This is a genomic window from Candidatus Thorarchaeota archaeon (assembly GCA_013388835.1).
Lineage (GTDB): Archaea > Asgardarchaeota > Thorarchaeia > Thorarchaeales > Thorarchaeaceae > JACAEL01.
The window spans coordinates 21,492-38,426 of record JACAEL010000054.1; the positions used below are offsets into that span (position 1 = coordinate 21,492).

The window sequence follows — 16,935 nt, forward strand, 5'->3', positions numbered from 1 at the left end:
CCAGTGTGATTACGGGAAGTCGATAGTGTAGCATATGACAAGTTTCTCTGGTGCCGTGATTCTCCCCGAACAACAGAAGACCCTGCTCTTCAAGAACAGGGACTTGATAGGAACCAATCACAGAGACGAGGTCTTCTATGACATGGACGCCTTCGGCATCCGCGGGAGGAACCCTGTCAATGGTGAAGTAACAGGACTTGCTATTGGTGTCAACCGACACGGGCTGGCTGTCGCGAACACCCATGTTCGGAGCACCGATGACCCCTCATACCACGTCCTGACTGAGCAAATCTTGATGTTTGCCAAGGACGCCGAAGACGGACTCAGCATGACCGCGGACATTCTCAAGGCGGGACGCAAGTATCAGTGGGGGAATCTCATTCTCGCAGACCATGACAGCATTCTGGCGATAGAGATAGCTGGCGATCAGCACTCTATCGAGTGGTCTGAGAGGAAGGTTCTGAGGACCTCCCACCACATCATGCTGGACACTGAGGACGAGCTTCGCAAGTATCATACGCAGGGTAGTTCCACCTCATTCGAGGACTCCTCAAGGAGGGTGGAACGTGGATACGAGCTACTGCGTTCAGTGAACAATGCAGGTGACGTCTTCTCGTTGCTCAAAGACCACGGCGAGTCCCCAGGTCAGGCCAGCATCTGCAAGCATGCTCTGGCACCCGACCAGTATCAGACTGCCATGAGCTATGTGATCGAGGTGGACCACAAGCAGGACACAGCCAAGCCGAAGGTGCTCTTCCATGTGGCTCGTGGCACTCCATGCAGGAGCAGCTATTCAGCGATTCCACTCATCTTTCCAGCAGACGAGGACATCATAAGGAAGGCCACCGACATGTATCAGAGTGCACTGGGCTAGACAGCTCAGGTGGCCTCTATCGTCTTGTCCTCATCGAGAACGGTCTTAGCACTCCTTAGGGTCATGAGCGACTTCTCCTTGTTGCGGAAGAAGGTGTAGAACATGAGTACGGCGAGGACATAGAGACCGGACACGAGAAGGTAGGGCAGCGTGTACAGACCTGCAGCGAGTAGCAGCCCTCCGATTATTGCGGCAACACCGCGGACGAGTGAGTCTCCGGCCCGGACCAGACCTAGGGCAGTGGCACGCTCTCGCTTCGTGAGCCCTTCCATGAAGAATGCAGTGGACACTGGTCCGGACATGTTCATGAGTACATTCCTTGACACATAGGCGAACACTGCCACCGGGAGCTCATTGACGAATCCGAGCATGAGCAAGAATGGAATAGACAGCCCCTCTGTCAGTACTACCGTCCTCACTTTGCCAATACGATCTGCCAGGGCAGGAGAGGCAAAGTTGCCAGCGGCAAGGACGACTGTGTTTATGCCGAATATGACGCCTATCATCTCTGTGCTCACATGGAAGTACTCCGAGAAGAAGATGTTGAAGTAGATGACAATCATCCCGGCACCTAGGCCTACAGTGGACACGGTGGCCGCATAACGGACCATGAATCCCCAGCTGGTGACATTCTTCAGGTCGATATGACGTCTTGGCAGGACTGTCAAGTCGGTCCGCCTGTCGCTGGACATGAAGATAATCATCGCTGACGAAATGACCAATGGTACGATGGCGAGCAATAGGGAATAACGATATGCCAGAAGCCAGTCAAGAGCGAGCACGCTCCGTATGAAGCCAGGCAGGAACCCACCAATGAGATTCCCAACGAGGACTCCGATAAGCGACATACCACCACTGACCCCAAATAGGTGTGCTCGTTCATCGTCGGATGAGAGGTCAGTGATGTAGGGTGTCCATGCCACCTGTACGAAAGCTCCTGACAACCCCAATGCGAGCTGCGATAGCATCAACATGACTCTGTCAAGTGTTGTGTACTGTATTGATACCGCAATCAGAGAGAGTGCATTGAACGCCAAGATGACCCGCTTTCTGCTCGTCCGGTCCGTCAGTAGACCAGCAGGAACGGCGACCAGAGCGGTGGCAAACATGGACAGGGAAAGAAAGAACCCAAGAAACTCCTTCTCGATTCCGCCCTCGCTCAGGGCGACAAGCATATACAGATTGAAGATCACGCCACTGATTCCGCCTGAGAAGGCAGAGAACACGCCAGACGCGATGTAGAGCCTCGCATCTCTGCGAAACAGCCGAATCTTGTCTGCGTAACCAAGTTTCGACTGCGATTTCATGAGGTCATGCTCACCTGCCAATGGCTTGGCGCATGGTGGGGCATTGGTTCCACCTTTATGGTTTCCTGAACGTACACAATACCGCAAGACTAAATGCATCCTTTGCTGCGTTCAGCAGTCGATGAAGAGTATTGACCTCAGAAGCGACACCTTCACGCTTCCCACCGACGAGATGATTCAGGCCATCGTAGACGCTCACAGGTCAGGTCGACTTGGCGACGATGTGGCAGGAGAAGACGAGGTCGTTAACGAGCTCCAAGAGAAGGCCGCCCGGATTCTAGGGAAAGAGGCAGCACTCCTCGTCACATCTGGCACACAGGGAAACATCGTATCGCTTCTGGCACAGGCAAGACCTGGCGATGAGATTGTGGTGGAGGAGAGGTCACACACCTACGTCTTCGAAGCCGGTTCGATGGCGTCTCTGGGAGGGCTATATCCAAAGCCCGTCAGAGGCATGAGAGGTTACATAGAACCCAAGACACTTGTTTCAGCCATCAGTCCAGATGATCCGCACTATGCCAAGACCTCGATGGTTGTGATTGAGAACACTCACAACTACGCGGGCGGTGTGATTGTCCGACCCGAGCAGGTGAAGGCACTTGCCGATGTTGCTCATGAGAGAGGACTACGCGTTCACTGTGATGGAGCACGGCTATTCAATGCCGCTGTCGCGCTCGAAGTACCTGCCAGCAGACTCGTGGAGTCTGTGGACTCGGTGCAGATATGCCTGAGCAAGGGACTCTCGGCACCTGTCGGTTCGCTGGTCGCAGGAACGGAGGAGTTCATTCGTGAGGCTCACAGATGGAGAAAGAAGCTGGGCGGAGGAATGAGACAGGCGGGAATAATCGCTGCGCCGGGCATAGTCGCACTTGAGAAGATGGTCGCAAGACTGAAAGAGGACCATGCGAACACCAAGTTGCTGTATGAGGGCTTGAAGAGGATTCCCGGACTTGTCATGGAACCCCCGGAGACAAACATACTATTCGTTGAACTAAGCGCGTGCGGTATCGACCTGCCCCAACTGGCGGCAAGACTCAAAGAGAAAGGTATTCTGATATACGGCGAGTATGGGACCCGAGCGCGATTCGTGCTCAGCAGGATGGTGACACATGATGACGTACTATATGTGGTGGACACCATCGAAACAATCCTGTCGCGCTATGCCTAGTCTCCACTAGTTGCTGCATGGGGCCCAAGAGGTCTGTCTGCTGGGTCTATTGGGCAGCCTTCGACTTCGCGTCGGCGACCAGTCTTGTTATGTGCTCTTTCCAGCTTGGCTGGAGGGCCAGAGCACGCTCGGCGCATTTGATGCATTCATCGAACTGACCCAGTCTCAGGTGGAGCTGGGCCTTGTAGTACCAAGCGTGGGCGTAGTCTGCCGAGAGCGCTATAGCCCTTGCATAGGATTCAAGGGCCTCACTGTAGCGGCCACTCTTCTCGTGGGCTCTTGCCGCTCGATAGTAATCGAAGTGAGTCACTCTCTCGTCGGGAGGCAACGCGAATACCTCCTGTTGATACAATGGTTCTGATACCAGATAAATCTGCTGAAGACCATTGTATGCTCGTCAAAGCGACGCAGCGACGAGCCGCTTCGAGTCTGCCACCCGATCTATGACTTCTCGCTCAGCTCGAGAAGAACACCAGATGTGGCCTTGGGATGGACAAAGGCAATCTTCGTGTTATGAGCGCCGGTGCGGGGTGATGAGTCTATGAGCTGACGGCCCGCATTCTGATGGGACAAGAGCGTTTTGCATATGTCATCGACTCTCACCGAGATGTGGTGAATGCCAGGGCCGCGCTTGTCAAGAAAGGCGGAGATGGGGCTGTCCGGGGACATGGGCTCCAGAAGTTCTATCCTGCTCTCACCAACACGAAGGAATGCAACCCGGACCTTTTGTTCAGATACGACCTCTACGCCGTCGAACTCCAGACCGAGGACGTCGCGATAGTATGGAAGTGCCTCTTCAATGCTCTTCACAGCAATGCCTACATGGTCAATCTTCTCAACCGTCATGGAATCACCTCACAAGACATCTGGTGACTTGTACTCGCCAAAGACATCCCGAAGGACACTGCAGATCTCGCCGAGCGTAGCATATGACCTCACCGCCTCGAGGATGGGAGGCATGAGATTCTGAGTACTGGACGCCGCCTGTCGTAGCGTCGCGAGACATCTGCTGACAGCGGCATCATCACGTGATGCTCTCAGCTGTCTCAGACGTGACACCTGCTCAGCCTCTGACTCTGCATTGATTCGGAGGTATTCGAGCGCCTGCTTCTCATCGGTCTTGAACTTGTTGACTCCGACGACGACACGCTCACCAGAGTCAACCCGTTTCTGGTAGGCATAGGAGCTCTCACTGATCTCTCGCTGGATGTAGCCCTTCTCGATGGCCGCTGGTGCACCCCCAATGTCATCAATCTTGCTGATGTACTCTGATGCTCGGCGCTCTATCTCATCAGTGAGGTACTCGACATAGAACGAACCTGCCAATGGGTCAATGGTGTCAGCGACGCCGGTCTCATACGCGATTATCTGCTGGGTCCGGAGCGCTATCTGGACTGACTGAGTAGTGGGCAGCGATAGGGCCTCGTCACGGGAGTTAGTGTGAAGAGACTGAGTCCCGCCAAGGACTCCCTGAAGGGCCTGCAGAGTGACTCGGACCACATTGTTGTCAGGCTGCTGAGCTGTCAGTGTGCATCCGGCCGTCTGCGTATGGAAGCGCATCTTGCATGAGTCATCACTCTTTGCTCCAAACCGCTCCCGCATGATTCTCGCCCACAGTCGTCGTGCGGCCCGGAACTTGGCTATCTCCTCGAAGAAGTCGCTGTGCGAGCCAAAGAAGAACGAGAGACGCGACGCGAAGTCGTCTATGTCCAGACCGGCCTTCAGAGCAGCCTCCACGTATGCAATTCCGTTGGCAAGTGTGAAGGCAACCTCCTGTACTGCTGTGGCCCCAGCCTCTCGAATATGGTAACCACTGATGGAGATCGAGTTCCATAGTGGCAGGTGTTCCGAACAGAATCTGAAGGTGTCGGTTATGAGCCGCATGGACGGACCTGGTGGAAAGATGTATGTGCCGCGGGCCACGTATTCCTTCAGGATGTCGTTCTGAATTGTACCACGCAGCTTTGCCATCGGGACACTCTGCTTCTCAGCCACGACAATGTACATTGCCAGGAGCACCGCAGCAGGTGCGTTGATGGTCATTGATGTGCTGACCTTGTCGAGAGGAATTGAGTCGAAGAGCGTCTCCATGTCTGCCAGAGAACTGACAGCAACGCCGACCTTGCCCACCTCACCTCTGGCCAACGGATAGTCGGAGTCATAGCCTATTTGCGTGGGCAAGTCGAAGGCCACCGAGAGACCGGTCTGTCCCTGTTCCAAAAGGAATCTGAAGCGCTCATTGGTTTCCTGTGCGGTTCCGAATCCACTGTACTGGCGCATTGTCCACAGGCGGCCTCTGTACATGGTGGGCTGAACGCCCCGAGTGAACGGGTAGACTCCGGGGAACCCCAGCGCATGTGAGTAGTCAAGGTCCTCCGAGTCAAGTGGGGTGTACAGTCGTTTCACAGGAATACCTGAGATTGTCGAGAACTGCTTCTCCCGCTCCGGGAACTTGGCGAGCGTTTCTGAGACTTGGCCTTTATCCCAGACCTCGAGGTCTCTCTTGAGATTGTCAGTCCTCATTGTGTTTCACCTACTTCTTGTCATAGCTTGCCAGGAACTCCGCAATGAGTCGCTGTGCCACAGTGTATGGGTCCTCGTCACGTTGGGCGATACGGCTGATAGCTCTCTCATACTCGGGACTGCCTTGCAGCTTTGCCAGCAGCTCCCGGGTCAGCCTGAACTTCATTATGTCCTCAAGCTCGTCCTTGCTTCGCTTTATCTTCCTCTGCTCCAGAACGCCACTCTCCCGCAGGTACCGCATGTGCTCTTCAATTCGATCGACCAGTTCGGGAATGCCTTCGCCGTGACGCGCATCGGTCATGACGATTGGCGGCCGCCAGTCGCCCATCTTCTGGTCGAGGTCTAACATGGCACCTATCTCAGTGGCCTTCTTCTCGGCACCCGGCAGGTCACGCTTATTGACCACGAAGATATCCGCAATCTCCATGATGCCAGCCTTGATTGCCTGAATGTCGTCACCGGCGCCTGGCACATCAACCACAATCACTGTGTGTGCAATCTCCACGACCTCCACCTCGGACTGCCCAGCACCAACGGTCTCAACTATGATGAATTCCTTGCCAGAGGCATCGATGACGCGGACAGCATCGGAGGTACTTCTGGAAAGACCTCCGAGATGACCACGAGTGCCCATGCTGCGCATGTAGACATCGTCATCCAGACTGTGTTCCTGCATTCGGATTCTGTCACCGAGGAGCGCCCCTCCTGTGAATGGGCTAGATGGGTCAACACAGATGATGCCGACCGTTCGTCCTCGCTTCCTGAGCTCGCCCGTTATGCGTGTGACCAGCGTGCTCTTTCCCGACCCTGGTGGACCTGTGATGCCAATGATGTGAGCGCGACCGGTCGCCTTGTAGAGAGCACCGAGTATCTCGGGGACTGCTGGATCATCAGACTCTATCATTGTAATCAGTCTGGCGAGGGCTCGCCTCTTCCCAGCCAGCACCCCTTCCACGAGTTCCTCGGTCGACAATGGTCGATTCCTCATCGAGGTGGTCAGACCTTGACATGGGTCTTGATGTATTCGACAATCTCACTGAGAGGAGTACCTGGCCCGAAGACTTCAGCAATGCCCACTCTCTTTAGCTCGGGCACGTCGTCTTCTGGAATGATACCACCCGCAACAACGAGGATGTCGTCAGCACCCTCCTTCTTCAGCAACTCCATGATTCGAGGGAAGAGTGCCATGTGTGCTCCACTCAGTATGCTCAGACCGATGACATCTGCCGACTCGTCAATGGCGGCTCGGACAATCATCTCGGGGGTCTGACGAAGGCCAGTATAGATGACCTCCATTCCAGCATCACGAAGAGCCCTGGCCACAACCTTTGCGCCTCTGTCGTGGCCGTCAAGCCCGGGTTTCGCGACGATTACGCGTATCTTCCTTGAAGAACTCAATGACGGGCACACCTCAAGCCAGAGAGATGGTCGTCACGGTTCTCGTCACGATATAAAGCCTTTCGATTATCTCCGTCGGTCCGCGACACAGTGTAAACAGACTCAGGTGGAACTCCAGCACACTCTACGCCCTTAGGTCGAGTGTCATCAGTATATGCGTCAATGCGCGTTTATGCCTTGTCCGACGAACACAGAGAGAGTCACTCCTCCATCAGATGCACCATGTTCTCTCTACCATCTTTGAATCTACGGACAAGGCCGCGTTCCTCCAGGTTGCCTAGTATGATACTGACCTTCGCCTGCGACATGTTCAGGTCGACATAGAGGTCCTTCTGTGGGCAAGAGCCACCCTTGTCGCGAATTGCATCCAGCACCTTCTGCTCCTCACCTGTCACACCGACTATCCTAACGGACCTGAGCCGCCGCACCATCAAGATGACGAGCGGCATCACTTTGAACAGGAGCGCACCCAACACCAGCCCGACCAGTCCTGCCAGTATCAGCTCAAACAGACTAGGTCCGTTAGCGGCAACAGACGCGGCAGGGATCTGGTACTTGACTATGAACACCCTCTCCTGTCCAGGCTGCAACTGCGTGGTCCACCAATAGAAGATCATCGAGTGCCCGTCCGTCAGGTTGCCAGAGGCGTCCGGGAAGAGAGGAACGACGGACTCTTGGGACAGTGAGGCGTGTGGCGGCAGGTGGACGACGAAAGTGAAGTTCTGCATCACACAGACCGGTCTCACGTAGAGTATGAAGTCAGACTGCTGATGGAGACCATCAGAGCTCAGTACTGGCGAAGACTGGAGGTCAGTCACCCTCAGCACAAGATGCAGAGATACGGACTCGTTGCTGTGCAGTCCGTCTGGTAGAGGTAGCACAACATGGGAGAATCGATCGAGTCGCGCGACTGTGCCAGGGACTGTTACACCATCGATGGTACTGGAGAGCATAATCGCCTCAAGGGAGTCTACGCGGATAGTAATGCTATCGAGCACAGAGATCCCAGTGTTAGTCGCCACCGCATCCATCACGAGCTCTGCCGAACCGTCCGTGAAGAGCTGTGCCTTCAATTCGACCGGGTCCAGCACGACATCTGTGTTGTCGCTAGGAACGAACTGAGCTGGGGCGGAGTGCGCCACGAGAAGCACAAATGACAGGACAAGCACATTCCAAAGATTCGATCGAAGGACTGTCACGGTTCGTTCGCACCACATGAGTACACTGATGATATTAACACATTAGGTGTGGTGCAGTATCTGGCAGTCAGTGACCAGATACTGCAGTCGTCTACCGGCAGTATTGACCTCAGTGGCGTCTTGCTCTCACGGCGGCCACAACCACGCAGACCACTAGGATGCCCAATGCAGCCATCACCAGTACATCTTGGAAATGAAATGGTGTCGATGGCACAGCGCTCTCGTACAGGCCGATGGAAGGATCATGCCGAACACCACCGCCATCGAAGTTGGGGTATGAGAGATACACTGCTAGACCGTTCCCAGTGGGCACATAGGATGCAGTCACATTTACAGCCTCGGTGGAGCCCCCGGGTAGAGTGACTAGGGCGACATCCAACCAGCTGAAGAATCCGAGGACGGTACTGGTGTCAGCCAGGTCAATCCGCTGTACATCGGTCCCGTACATCCCTTCGAACCGTGTCTCGTTTCCACTCTCGCTGTTCCAGTTCACGTCTGACCGGCCAGTGTTGTTCCTTGTACGCTCGCGAGTCATGTAGCGGTGACGATTCGGTTCCTGTGGCCCCTCTGCCTCATTCTCTCTCAGCAGAGTCTGGAGCGCTACCATCGAGTGCTCCGAGCTAAATGGGAAGTTGCCAATCTCGATGTCCATCTTCAGCTCACTACCTCCTTCGACAACATAGTGGGCCTTGATACCTGCATCATCAGTCACATTGCCCACATAGTCGTTCAAGTAGATGTGAGCCCATATCTGGAGTGTCACACCTTGAAACAGACTCACCGAACCGGAACCGGGTTTCGCACCGGGAGGCGCCCCTGGCGCCATGCCACCAGTGCGAGCTCCACCCTTCGTATACTTGACCCAGACCTCTGTAGTGACACCATTGTTCACAACACTTCCACTCTGCACGGTCCATTCGTAAGCCGCCAGGGAGGCAAAGTGTACAACTTCATTGGACTGGAACGTGTCATCCTCGTTCAGGTCTTCGAACTCTACTATCATGATGTAGGTGAGTGAGAACTTGGTGACAGTGCCATTAGGGTCCGCAGTAAACCAGAAGTGGAACATTGGCAGCTGCGGGTTGGCCATTATGGAAACAACGTCAGTTGTGATTATGACCGTACCGTCCTGCCGTTTCTCGTGGTCCGGAGGACCGCTTGGACTCGGGATGGTCGTCGTAGGCTTGTTGCCTTGGGCACTGACGGCGGGCACCATGGAGCCCAACATGACCAGAAGCAACATGGCGCCAATGAACATGGTCGCAGTTCGGTTCGTATTCGTCACCAAGAAACCTCATGATGAATCAGTATATAATGAAAGTTGATGGACCATCCGCTGAAACGCATAAGAGAGGTGTCACAGCGACACAATCTGCCAGACAGACTTTATGGATGCTTCTAATCGTCAGAAACAGGTGTGAAGGCCTATTTCAGGGTCTTAGTCGCGCCCGGATAGAGTAGTACATAGACAGCCTGATTCAAGGTCAGTACTCCGCGGCGAACCCACTCCATCACCATCTTCACGTTCACTTCAGAGGTCAACCGAGTCAAGACGTCAAGCGCCACTTGCTTTGCGTCCTCGTCTCTGAGCAGCTCCTCGAGTGTCTGCACAATTATCATCTGACGTGCATCAGGGCTTGTCTCGGTCAGCCAGTAGAGCAGGCTGTCCCGAGTCGCCTCATCCACCTTGGCGCTACCGGCTATCCCTGCGATTGCATCGGATACTGTTGCCAATGCCTTCGCGTCCTTGATTCCTCTCAGCTCCTGTTCGATTATGGCGACTATCGCCTCAGTGTTGGAGGCACTGGATTTCAGAAGGCCTACCAAGTCGGCCCTTGCCTTCAATGGACCATCTGGTGTTCGGTATCTGGTCAACGTGAGGGGCACTCCAAGGACTAGAGATTCTACAATAGCACTTCATATTACGCTAATATATGTGTCTAGTCTGAAGCACACCTCTATCACAGATGGTGCAGTAACTCGCGCAGGTCTCTTAGGACTATGACAGGACGTGTCGCTGTTCCGTACCTCGAAATGTACTCATCAAGAGTGTGCCCACGTAAGTTGATCCACACTGTGTCCATGCCCACCCGGTTGGCCCCCACAACATCAGCGTAGTACTCATCGCCCACGTAGAGGGTCTCGCTTGGCACCCTTTCTAGGACTCTGAGCGCGTACTCGAATGGCTTGGGCATTGGCTTGTAGGCCTTCACATCACCGGGGTCAACAAGCACCTTGAAGTAATCAGTCACGCCCAGTCTTGCCAATATGATTCGGAGATGCCCCTCGAAGGAGTTGGTTATGATTCCCAGACGGACTCCTCGCGCTCGGAGTCTCTTCAGGATCTCAAGGGCGCCCGGACGCAGCTGTGAGTACTCCACGTGAAGAGTCCTGAACAGGCGAGTGGCCTCGTCGAGCAGTACACTGTCGGCCTCAAGGCCACAAGCGACCGAAGCAGCTTCCATTGATTCCCTGACAATAGTACAGGGGTCCTTGTAACCAAGTCCTTCGACTATCTGCTGTACCCGGGCGAAGTACGCAGATACGAGGTGCTCAACGAAGCGAGAGACGTCTCCCTCGGTGTCACGGCCCAGCTGGCTGAGCATCCACTTGCTAGCATTGACTGGATACTGATTGGTCTCGGTGAGCGTGCTGTCCAAGTCAAACAGGACGGCAGAGTAGTCCTTCAGATGTCCTACCAAGTCACATCCGCCATCAACATCTACTCGCCTTTCGACAGGTAGATACCATGTGGGTCCAGCCTGTGCATTATCTCTATCTGTTCCCTTGTCGGTTCAGCGGTCGTGGGGACACGCTCGGGCACTATCAGGTCGAACATGACATTGTTCAGCACGTCCTCCTTGGTGTAGCCGGGGTGCACAGACATCAGGCGAATCTTGAGCGTCTTGGGGTCAAAGTCCATCTGACACATGTCAGTTATCACGACGCTTGGTCCACCGCCCACGAGAGACCACTTCTTCCTCGACCCCGGGCCTTCCATGTGACCGGGACTCGTGAAGTAGTCGAGCTTCTTCACGAACTTGCGTTTGTCATGCGACATCATGAGGACCAGTCTCTTCGCCGAGGAGGCAATGTCGTTTCCCCCACCGCTTCCTGGCAACTTGACCTTCGGCTTATCGAACGGTCCGATGTAGGTGGTATTGATGTTTCCATACTCATCAATCTGGGCCGCACCCAGGAAGCCAACATCAATACGACCGGCCTGGAGAATGAAACCCAGAGTCTCAATCAGACCGATAGAGGCCGAACAACCATAGTAGTATCTAGAGTCAGCCACCGACAGCGGTACGTTCCTTGGCCGCGCATCTATGAATCCGGCCTCGGAAATCAGGTTCGAATGTGGTGCGTGCGTCTCCTTGGCAAGCAGGGCGGCCAGAAGGGGCATGCCCGTTCCGCCAAACACATTCTCCCCGTCCCTGACGTGTCTTGAAGCACAGGCTATCAGAAACTCGGTCTTAGTATACTCTACCATCTCGATTCCTCCTAGTAACCCCACGGACGTTTCGCCTTGAGGCGGTGCAACCGGTCCCAGCCTATCAGGTTGAGGTACTCATGGTGGTTCTCCACGCCCAGCACATAGTGGTTGAGGTACTCCTCCCAGCCGCTCTCTTCTCGGGTCATCTTGTGAAACATCATCAGGTGTTCCAAGTCATAGTCGTAGTATCCGTGACACTGCATTGGATGTGCACCGAAGGGTAGGAGAACAACATTCGTGACATACATCGCGGGTATCTTTGTCTGGTCCGGGTGAGAGCGAATCTCCTCCTCGCTGACCAGTTCCTCAGCAAGCACTATTAGTCTCTTGCCACAACGGGAACCCTCCAAGTCCTCGCCCACTATCCCGTCTATCTGCGCATTTCCCATCTTGTCCACTCGCTGAGCAAGGACTATGCTGAAGTCGGGCTGGACTGATGGCACAAGACAGATCTTCTCACCGGTGAACGGGCAGTCTATGACCTCAAGCTTCTTGTCGCCGCGGTACCGAGACCTGTTGACCAAGTCAGTGCCCATCAGGCTGCGAATGGGCATGAATGGCACATTGAGAGCGCCACCAAGAAAGCGCATCGCCATCGCTAGGTTGCTGTAGTCCTCGACCTGTGCCTTTCCCTCAGCAACACGACGACGCATGTTGTTGGCAAGACCGAGTGCTTCTATAGCGACGAAGGCAATCTCAAAACGGGTGGCGGTCCCCGCGCCGACCATTATCTCAAGGTCGACTTCAGACCCACAGGTGTAGATTGTCAGATCGCGCTTTTTCTGTCGGACAAGCTCAGACGCGAAAGCAATGGGAGGTCGCTGATATCCAAACCCACCCCAAAAGAGATGCGCTCCGTCTGGGACCATCTTCGCGGCTTCTTCTAGAGTTATGATCTTGTCGTCAACTTCTGGCAAGGGAAACAGACCTCTCAACCGCTCAGCGGCGTTCCTGCTATCGACCATGGAGCACCTTTTATCTTTGACTAATTACTGGGTCAATCGCAGTCCAGACTGGGCTATTCGCATCACTGCTTGGTAGTACGTGCTCAGGAGTCAGTGCAAGAACGCATCATGACAGGATGACAACCAGGGCCCACATCATCCATATGAAGAACACGCCAATACTACAGGCACAACACAGCGCAATGCAACCGTTAGTACAATTGCCAGCAGGAGTAGAGCTCGCACCGCCCATGTCTTGGACCGCCTGTAGACCATCTGACGCACTAACGCCCGCAGAATCCCCCGTGGAGAACAAGCCGAAGCCGGGAATGTACTCAAAGACTCCGCCGCACTTTGTGCATCTGCTCCTAATTGTCACCTCGCTCTGGAGTATTCTGGGATCCGTAATCAGGTTGCCGCAGTAAGGACAAGCATTCGGTTCAGACATAGGACGAGCCTCCAGCCCCTTGACAACAAGAGGTCTTCGACCACATGGTCGGCAAGAGTGATAAACATAGCTGGGCATGAGTCATCCGGGGAGACTCGACACACCACAGCTTCAAAAGCACGGTCCCACGAAGAACAGAGTGTGACTGGGATGAGAAAGGAAGTCAACTATCTGGGAATCATCGGACCTCTTGTAGCACTGACATGCATAGGCATCGCCATCCTGTTGTCGCCGTGGTTCACATGGACAGGAAACGCACTGAGCGACCTGGGACGATATGGCAACGGCCTGCCCGCTGCAGTCGTCTTCAACGCTGGACTGGTGACCACCGCCCTGCTGATGCTGGTGTATGTGTATTTTCTCATCTTGGATGGCAAAGACAAGTGGACGAAGCTTGGATTTGTGCCTCTTGTGGTGGCGCTGGTCTTCTTGGCCCTCATTGGCGTCTTCTCAGAGGACTTTGGTGTGATACACTTCTACGTGTCTGTCGGCTTCTTCGCCAGCTTCCCATGGTCAATGTGGATGACTGGATTTGTCAGGGTCCTCTTACACAGAGTTCGTGATCTCTTCGCGGTGGTGTCGCTGATTCTTCCCTTCCTGTCAGTGTATATGTGGGGCGGATGGTACGGCGGGCTCTTTCCAACGCTTACTGGAAACGCCATCCCCGAGATAACCACAGCACTATCAGCAATTGGATGGACATGGTCAATCTGGTTCTTGCGAAGCAAGGGAGAGCTTGCTGAAGCATTCAACTGACACTGAGACACGCGATGAGACTGGAGTCGGCAAATGTGAGGACTGCACACAGGAGAATCCAGCGACCGGGCACGAGATGTCTTGGCGGAACAGATGACCAAATCACAGATATGGCTTCGAGCTCAGGAAGTACTGGCATAGAGGTGTGAACAATGCCAGATGTTGTGAAGTGCCCTTATTGTGACAGCTCGGTTGAGGTCTACTCTTCAGACAACTATGATGTTGCACGGACCATGAAGTGTCCAAACTGTGGTGGCACATTCCAGCATATCCCGGGTTTCGGTGCCTACAGACCAGCATCGGGCACAGCGCCGCCAGAGGGGAGGACGCCTGTGCCGCCCCCAACTTCAAGACAGTGGTCGGGAACATTTGAAGGGTCCACCATGGGGCCTCCTGACATCATGGGTGAGACCCGACGGAAAGGGCCGTCTGCAAAAGAGTACGACGCAGGGTCCGAGTGCGCGAAGGGGTGCGTTCTGATATGCGGACTCTGCTGCCTTGGCATGTTCGCTCTATTCATGATGGCGATATCTATGTTGATGTACATGCCATAGGGCTTGCTGACGCGCAGCTGAGAGGTCCTTATGCGGCCTCACACGATGAGCCAACGGAGGAGGTTACCTGTCACGGCTCATGACGGTGCCCTTCCGTGCCTGCACGCCATGACCTCAGGCAGATGACTCGGGCACCGGATTCTGCCGTCCCACAGCTGCGGCTGACATAGATCAAGGCCTGAGAAGAACTAGGAATACGCAAAGTTCAGACGAATGATGCCAAGCACCACGAGAATGGCTCTTGGAAAGAGAAAGAATGGCGGATGGGGAAGTCGTGTTCCCCATCAGCGCTTGTTTAGATTAGTTCATCGAGCAGATGGAGCAGCTCTACGACTTGCAGTTTCGAGCCTACACTACTGAGGTCTTTTCCGGTCTCCTTCTCTTCGGTCTGAAGTGACTTCACAGCATCCGAGAAGTTGGTGACACAGAACGGACAGGACGTCATGAGAATCTCAGCACCAGTCGAGGCCGCCTCCTTGAGTCGCTCCTTGGCTGTCGAGAGCGCCATGTCAGGGAACTGAGCCTTGACGCCACCGCCCGCGCCACAACAGAATGAGTCACCCTTGATTCGGTACATCTCACGGAAGTCGATTCCGGGTATCGACTTGAGCACGACACGGGGGACTTCATAGTGTTCCTCTTTGGCCTTCTCCGCAGCACGACTGTCCATCATCCAGTTGTTGGACCTACTGAGTATCTCCTTCTCAATGGCTATGCCAACGTGTCTTATGCTGTGACATGGGTCGTGCCAAGTGACCTTCTTCGGGTACGGCTTCTCAATCTTCAGCTTTCCAGCCTTCAGGAGATCGTACACGAGCTCCAGTGTGTGCCGCACCTTGAAGGGCAAGGGCTTACCACTGATTCGTGGATAGTCGTTTCTGAAGGTCTTGTAGCAACCGGCACAGGAGAACACCACTAGGTCAAAGTCCTTGAACAGCTCAAGGTTCTCGCGCATGACCTCTTCGAAGACCTTCTTCTGTCCGGTCCTCAGCATGGGCGAACCACAGCAGACTTCACCGGTGAGGACTGTGAAGTCCATGCCGAGCTTCTTGAGGATGCGTGTGGTGTGGTCCGCGATAGGCTGCTGACGATATGCCGCTGTGCAACCGACAAAGTAAGCGACCTTCGCATCAAAGTTGTCCACAGGACCCTCAAACCATGCCGTACGCTTGTCACGTGGCTCCTTGTATGGGTTCCGCATGTCTTTGTTCAGCACAGCGTCTCTGAACTTTGCATGCTTGTCGAGCGGCTCTACTCCGGCATCGATGAGTGCTGCTCTCAGTTCTTCAGTCACATGAACTGTGTCGATGTAGTTGGGACACTGGGTCTCGCACATGCCGCAGGTCGTGCAGGCCTCGACAACCTCAAGCATCTCCTTAGTGGGCTTTATCTCTCCATTGAGGAACGCCCTCGCTATCCATTGCTTGCCTGAGTTGAAGTATCCTTCCCATCCGTAGTATATCCCAGCTGGACAGCCCTGGAGCATACCAGTGTACTCCTCAGTCTCTCCCTCCTTGTCGGGCTCTCCCGAGTAGGCGTATTGGCATGCCCTGCAGTGAATGCAGCGGGCGTTGATACTCCGAAGGCTCTCAAGACTTGTCATCTTTCAATCTCATCCTCCGCTAACTCGTATCATAATAAGGGTTACTGATTGTAACCAACCCTACCTCACCTGTGCAATACTCTTGCACGGATTGGGCAGGTCGGTTACAGACTCCCACGGGATTGCTAGTCGACCTGGGTGCAGAATCAGGTTCGGGTCCAGGACCTTCCTGAACTTCACTAGCATGTTGTAGTACTCCTTCGCTCTGCTGAAGCTCTCGGGTGCATGCACGAATGGGTCAGGCCTGTAGTTCAACCAGCCCTTCTTGAGGAAGCTCCGGGTGGTCTCAAGGTTGAACTCGCGAATCTTCTCATATATCCCGGGCTTGGTGCTGTCAAAGCAGACGATTGGCATCACAATGGCCTGGCGACCATGGTCGATTGACGCAACCCACATGGTGGGTGGGAAGCCATAGTTCTCCATCGCTGAACAGTACTCCTCCATGCACGCTGCAGACTCAAGCCATGGAACATACCAGGTGATGAACAGGAATCCGGCCTGCCAGAGAGAGTAGGGGATTGCAATCTTGTTGGGTTTCTTCAGGCGGGAAGCGACCTGCTTGGGATGCAACTGCCACTGGGGTGTCTTTGTCTTGGCCTTGACCTCATACTCCTTGTAGATCCTATCTATCTCCCTGAGGGTGAAGTCCAGCTCCTCCTTAGACC

Annotated in this window: 19 protein-coding genes; 4 read left to right on the forward strand and 15 right to left on the reverse strand. The window is 54.5% G+C overall.

All coding sequences use genetic code 11. The features are described from left to right. Nucleotides 1-34 precede the first annotated feature (34 nt). On the forward strand, nt 35-874 hold the full coding sequence (locus HXY34_09285) for a hypothetical protein (protein ID NWF96324.1): 840 nt from the start codon (nt 35-37) through the stop codon (nt 872-874). 5 nt (nt 875-879) lie between these two features. On the opposite strand, the gene HXY34_09290 is transcribed toward HXY34_09285, so the two are convergent. Next, nucleotides 880-2,181 (reverse strand): MFS transporter, encoded by a 1,302-nt coding sequence (locus HXY34_09290; protein ID NWF96325.1) that lies wholly within the window; start codon nt 2,179-2,181, stop codon nt 880-882. A gap of 121 nt (nt 2,182-2,302) precedes the next feature. Here HXY34_09290 and HXY34_09295 point away from each other — a divergent pair, with 121 nt between their 5' ends. Beyond that, entirely contained in the window at nt 2,303-3,349 is a 1,047-nt protein-coding gene (locus tag HXY34_09295) for an aminotransferase class I/II-fold pyridoxal phosphate-dependent enzyme (GenBank protein NWF96326.1), read from the forward strand. Nucleotides 3,350-3,395: 46 nt separating this feature from the next. On the opposite strand, the gene HXY34_09300 is transcribed toward HXY34_09295, so the two are convergent. From HXY34_09300 to HXY34_09355, 12 genes are all read right to left on the reverse strand, one after another. Next, nucleotides 3,396-3,677, reverse strand: a complete 282-nt coding sequence (locus HXY34_09300) for a tetratricopeptide repeat protein (protein NWF96327.1) — start codon at nt 3,675-3,677, stop codon at nt 3,396-3,398. A gap of 113 nt (nt 3,678-3,790) precedes the next feature. Beyond that, on the reverse strand, nt 3,791-4,195 hold the full coding sequence (gene mce / locus HXY34_09305) for a methylmalonyl-CoA epimerase (protein NWF96328.1): 405 nt from the start codon (nt 4,193-4,195) through the stop codon (nt 3,791-3,793). Between the two features lie 9 nt (nt 4,196-4,204). Next, entirely contained in the window at nt 4,205-5,872 is a 1,668-nt protein-coding gene (locus HXY34_09310) for a methylmalonyl-CoA mutase family protein (GenBank protein NWF96329.1), read from the reverse strand. 10 nt (nt 5,873-5,882) lie between these two features. Continuing rightward, nucleotides 5,883-6,860 (reverse strand): methylmalonyl Co-A mutase-associated GTPase MeaB, encoded by a 978-nt coding sequence (gene meaB, locus HXY34_09315; GenBank protein ID NWF96330.1) that lies wholly within the window; start codon nt 6,858-6,860, stop codon nt 5,883-5,885. Nucleotides 6,861-6,868: 8 nt separating this feature from the next. Beyond that, the gene (locus HXY34_09320; GenBank protein ID NWF96331.1) at nt 6,869-7,270 is read right to left on the reverse strand and encodes a cobalamin B12-binding domain-containing protein; all 402 of its coding nucleotides are present in this window, start codon (nt 7,268-7,270) and stop codon (nt 6,869-6,871) included. Nucleotides 7,271-7,470: 200 nt separating this feature from the next. Continuing rightward, a complete protein-coding gene (locus tag HXY34_09325) occupies nt 7,471-8,469 on the reverse strand; it encodes a MarR family transcriptional regulator (protein ID NWF96332.1) in 999 nt (332 codons plus the stop codon). A 109-nt stretch (nt 8,470-8,578) separates the two neighbouring features. Continuing rightward, nucleotides 8,579-9,754: a hypothetical protein gene (locus HXY34_09330; GenBank protein NWF96333.1), complete on the reverse strand. Its 1,176-nt coding sequence runs from the start codon at nt 9,752-9,754 to the stop codon at nt 8,579-8,581. Between the two features lie 140 nt (nt 9,755-9,894). Then, nucleotides 9,895-10,344 carry a hypothetical protein gene (locus HXY34_09335; GenBank protein NWF96334.1) on the reverse strand — a complete coding sequence of 150 codons (450 nt, stop codon included), beginning with the start codon at nt 10,342-10,344 and terminating at the stop codon, nt 9,895-9,897. An 86-nt stretch (nt 10,345-10,430) separates the two neighbouring features. Then, a complete protein-coding gene (locus HXY34_09340; GenBank protein ID NWF96335.1) occupies nt 10,431-11,171 on the reverse strand; it encodes an HAD family hydrolase in 741 nt (246 codons plus the stop codon). Nucleotides 11,172-11,191: 20 nt separating this feature from the next. Further along, complete coding sequence (locus tag HXY34_09345) at nt 11,192-11,962, reverse strand: hypothetical protein (GenBank protein NWF96336.1); 771 nt, start codon at nt 11,960-11,962, stop codon at nt 11,192-11,194. A gap of 11 nt (nt 11,963-11,973) precedes the next feature. Further along, nucleotides 11,974-12,882 (reverse strand): CoA transferase subunit A, encoded by a 909-nt coding sequence (locus tag HXY34_09350; GenBank protein NWF96337.1) that lies wholly within the window; start codon nt 12,880-12,882, stop codon nt 11,974-11,976. A 154-nt stretch (nt 12,883-13,036) separates the two neighbouring features. Next, nucleotides 13,037-13,357, reverse strand: coding sequence for a hypothetical protein (locus tag HXY34_09355; protein NWF96338.1), 321 nt, complete (start codon nt 13,355-13,357; stop codon nt 13,037-13,039). 150 nt (nt 13,358-13,507) lie between these two features. Here HXY34_09355 and HXY34_09360 point away from each other — a divergent pair, with 150 nt between their 5' ends. Then, nucleotides 13,508-14,113, forward strand: coding sequence for a DUF998 domain-containing protein (locus HXY34_09360; protein ID NWF96339.1), 606 nt, complete (start codon nt 13,508-13,510; stop codon nt 14,111-14,113). Between the two features lie 152 nt (nt 14,114-14,265). Then, the gene (locus HXY34_09365) at nt 14,266-14,667 is read left to right on the forward strand and encodes a hypothetical protein (GenBank protein ID NWF96340.1); all 402 of its coding nucleotides are present in this window, start codon (nt 14,266-14,268) and stop codon (nt 14,665-14,667) included. A 295-nt stretch (nt 14,668-14,962) separates the two neighbouring features. On the opposite strand, the gene HXY34_09370 is transcribed toward HXY34_09365, so the two are convergent. After that, a complete protein-coding gene (locus tag HXY34_09370) occupies nt 14,963-16,270 on the reverse strand; it encodes a 4Fe-4S dicluster domain-containing protein (protein ID NWF96341.1) in 1,308 nt (435 codons plus the stop codon). A 60-nt stretch (nt 16,271-16,330) separates the two neighbouring features. Continuing rightward, nucleotides 16,331-16,935 (reverse strand): hypothetical protein (locus HXY34_09375; GenBank protein NWF96342.1); only part of this gene is annotated, 605 nt, incomplete at its 5' end.

What these genes read in the sequence shown, in the direction of transcription:
- HXY34_09285 (NWF96324.1), top strand. Translation starts at nt 35, where the DNA reads ATGACAAGTTTCTCTGGTGCCGTGATTCTCCCCGAACAACAGAAGACC.
- HXY34_09290 (NWF96325.1), bottom strand. Translation starts at nt 2,181, where the DNA reads ATGAAATCGCAGTCGAAACTTGGTTACGCAGACAAGATTCGGCTGTTT.
- HXY34_09295 (NWF96326.1), top strand. Translation starts at nt 2,303, where the DNA reads ATGAAGAGTATTGACCTCAGAAGCGACACCTTCACGCTTCCCACCGAC.
- mce (NWF96328.1), bottom strand. Translation starts at nt 4,195, where the DNA reads ATGACGGTTGAGAAGATTGACCATGTAGGCATTGCTGTGAAGAGCATT.
- HXY34_09310 (NWF96329.1), bottom strand. Translation starts at nt 5,872, where the DNA reads ATGAGGACTGACAATCTCAAGAGAGACCTCGAGGTCTGGGATAAAGGC.
- meaB (NWF96330.1), bottom strand. Translation starts at nt 6,860, where the DNA reads ATGAGGAATCGACCATTGTCGACCGAGGAACTCGTGGAAGGGGTGCTG.
- HXY34_09345 (NWF96336.1), bottom strand. Translation starts at nt 11,962, where the DNA reads ATGGTAGAGTATACTAAGACCGAGTTTCTGATAGCCTGTGCTTCAAGA.
- HXY34_09355 (NWF96338.1), bottom strand. Translation starts at nt 13,357, where the DNA reads ATGTCTGAACCGAATGCTTGTCCTTACTGCGGCAACCTGATTACGGAT.
- HXY34_09360 (NWF96339.1), top strand. Translation starts at nt 13,508, where the DNA reads ATGAGAAAGGAAGTCAACTATCTGGGAATCATCGGACCTCTTGTAGCA.
- HXY34_09365 (NWF96340.1), top strand. Translation starts at nt 14,266, where the DNA reads ATGCCAGATGTTGTGAAGTGCCCTTATTGTGACAGCTCGGTTGAGGTC.
- HXY34_09370 (NWF96341.1), bottom strand. Translation starts at nt 16,270, where the DNA reads ATGACAAGTCTTGAGAGCCTTCGGAGTATCAACGCCCGCTGCATTCAC.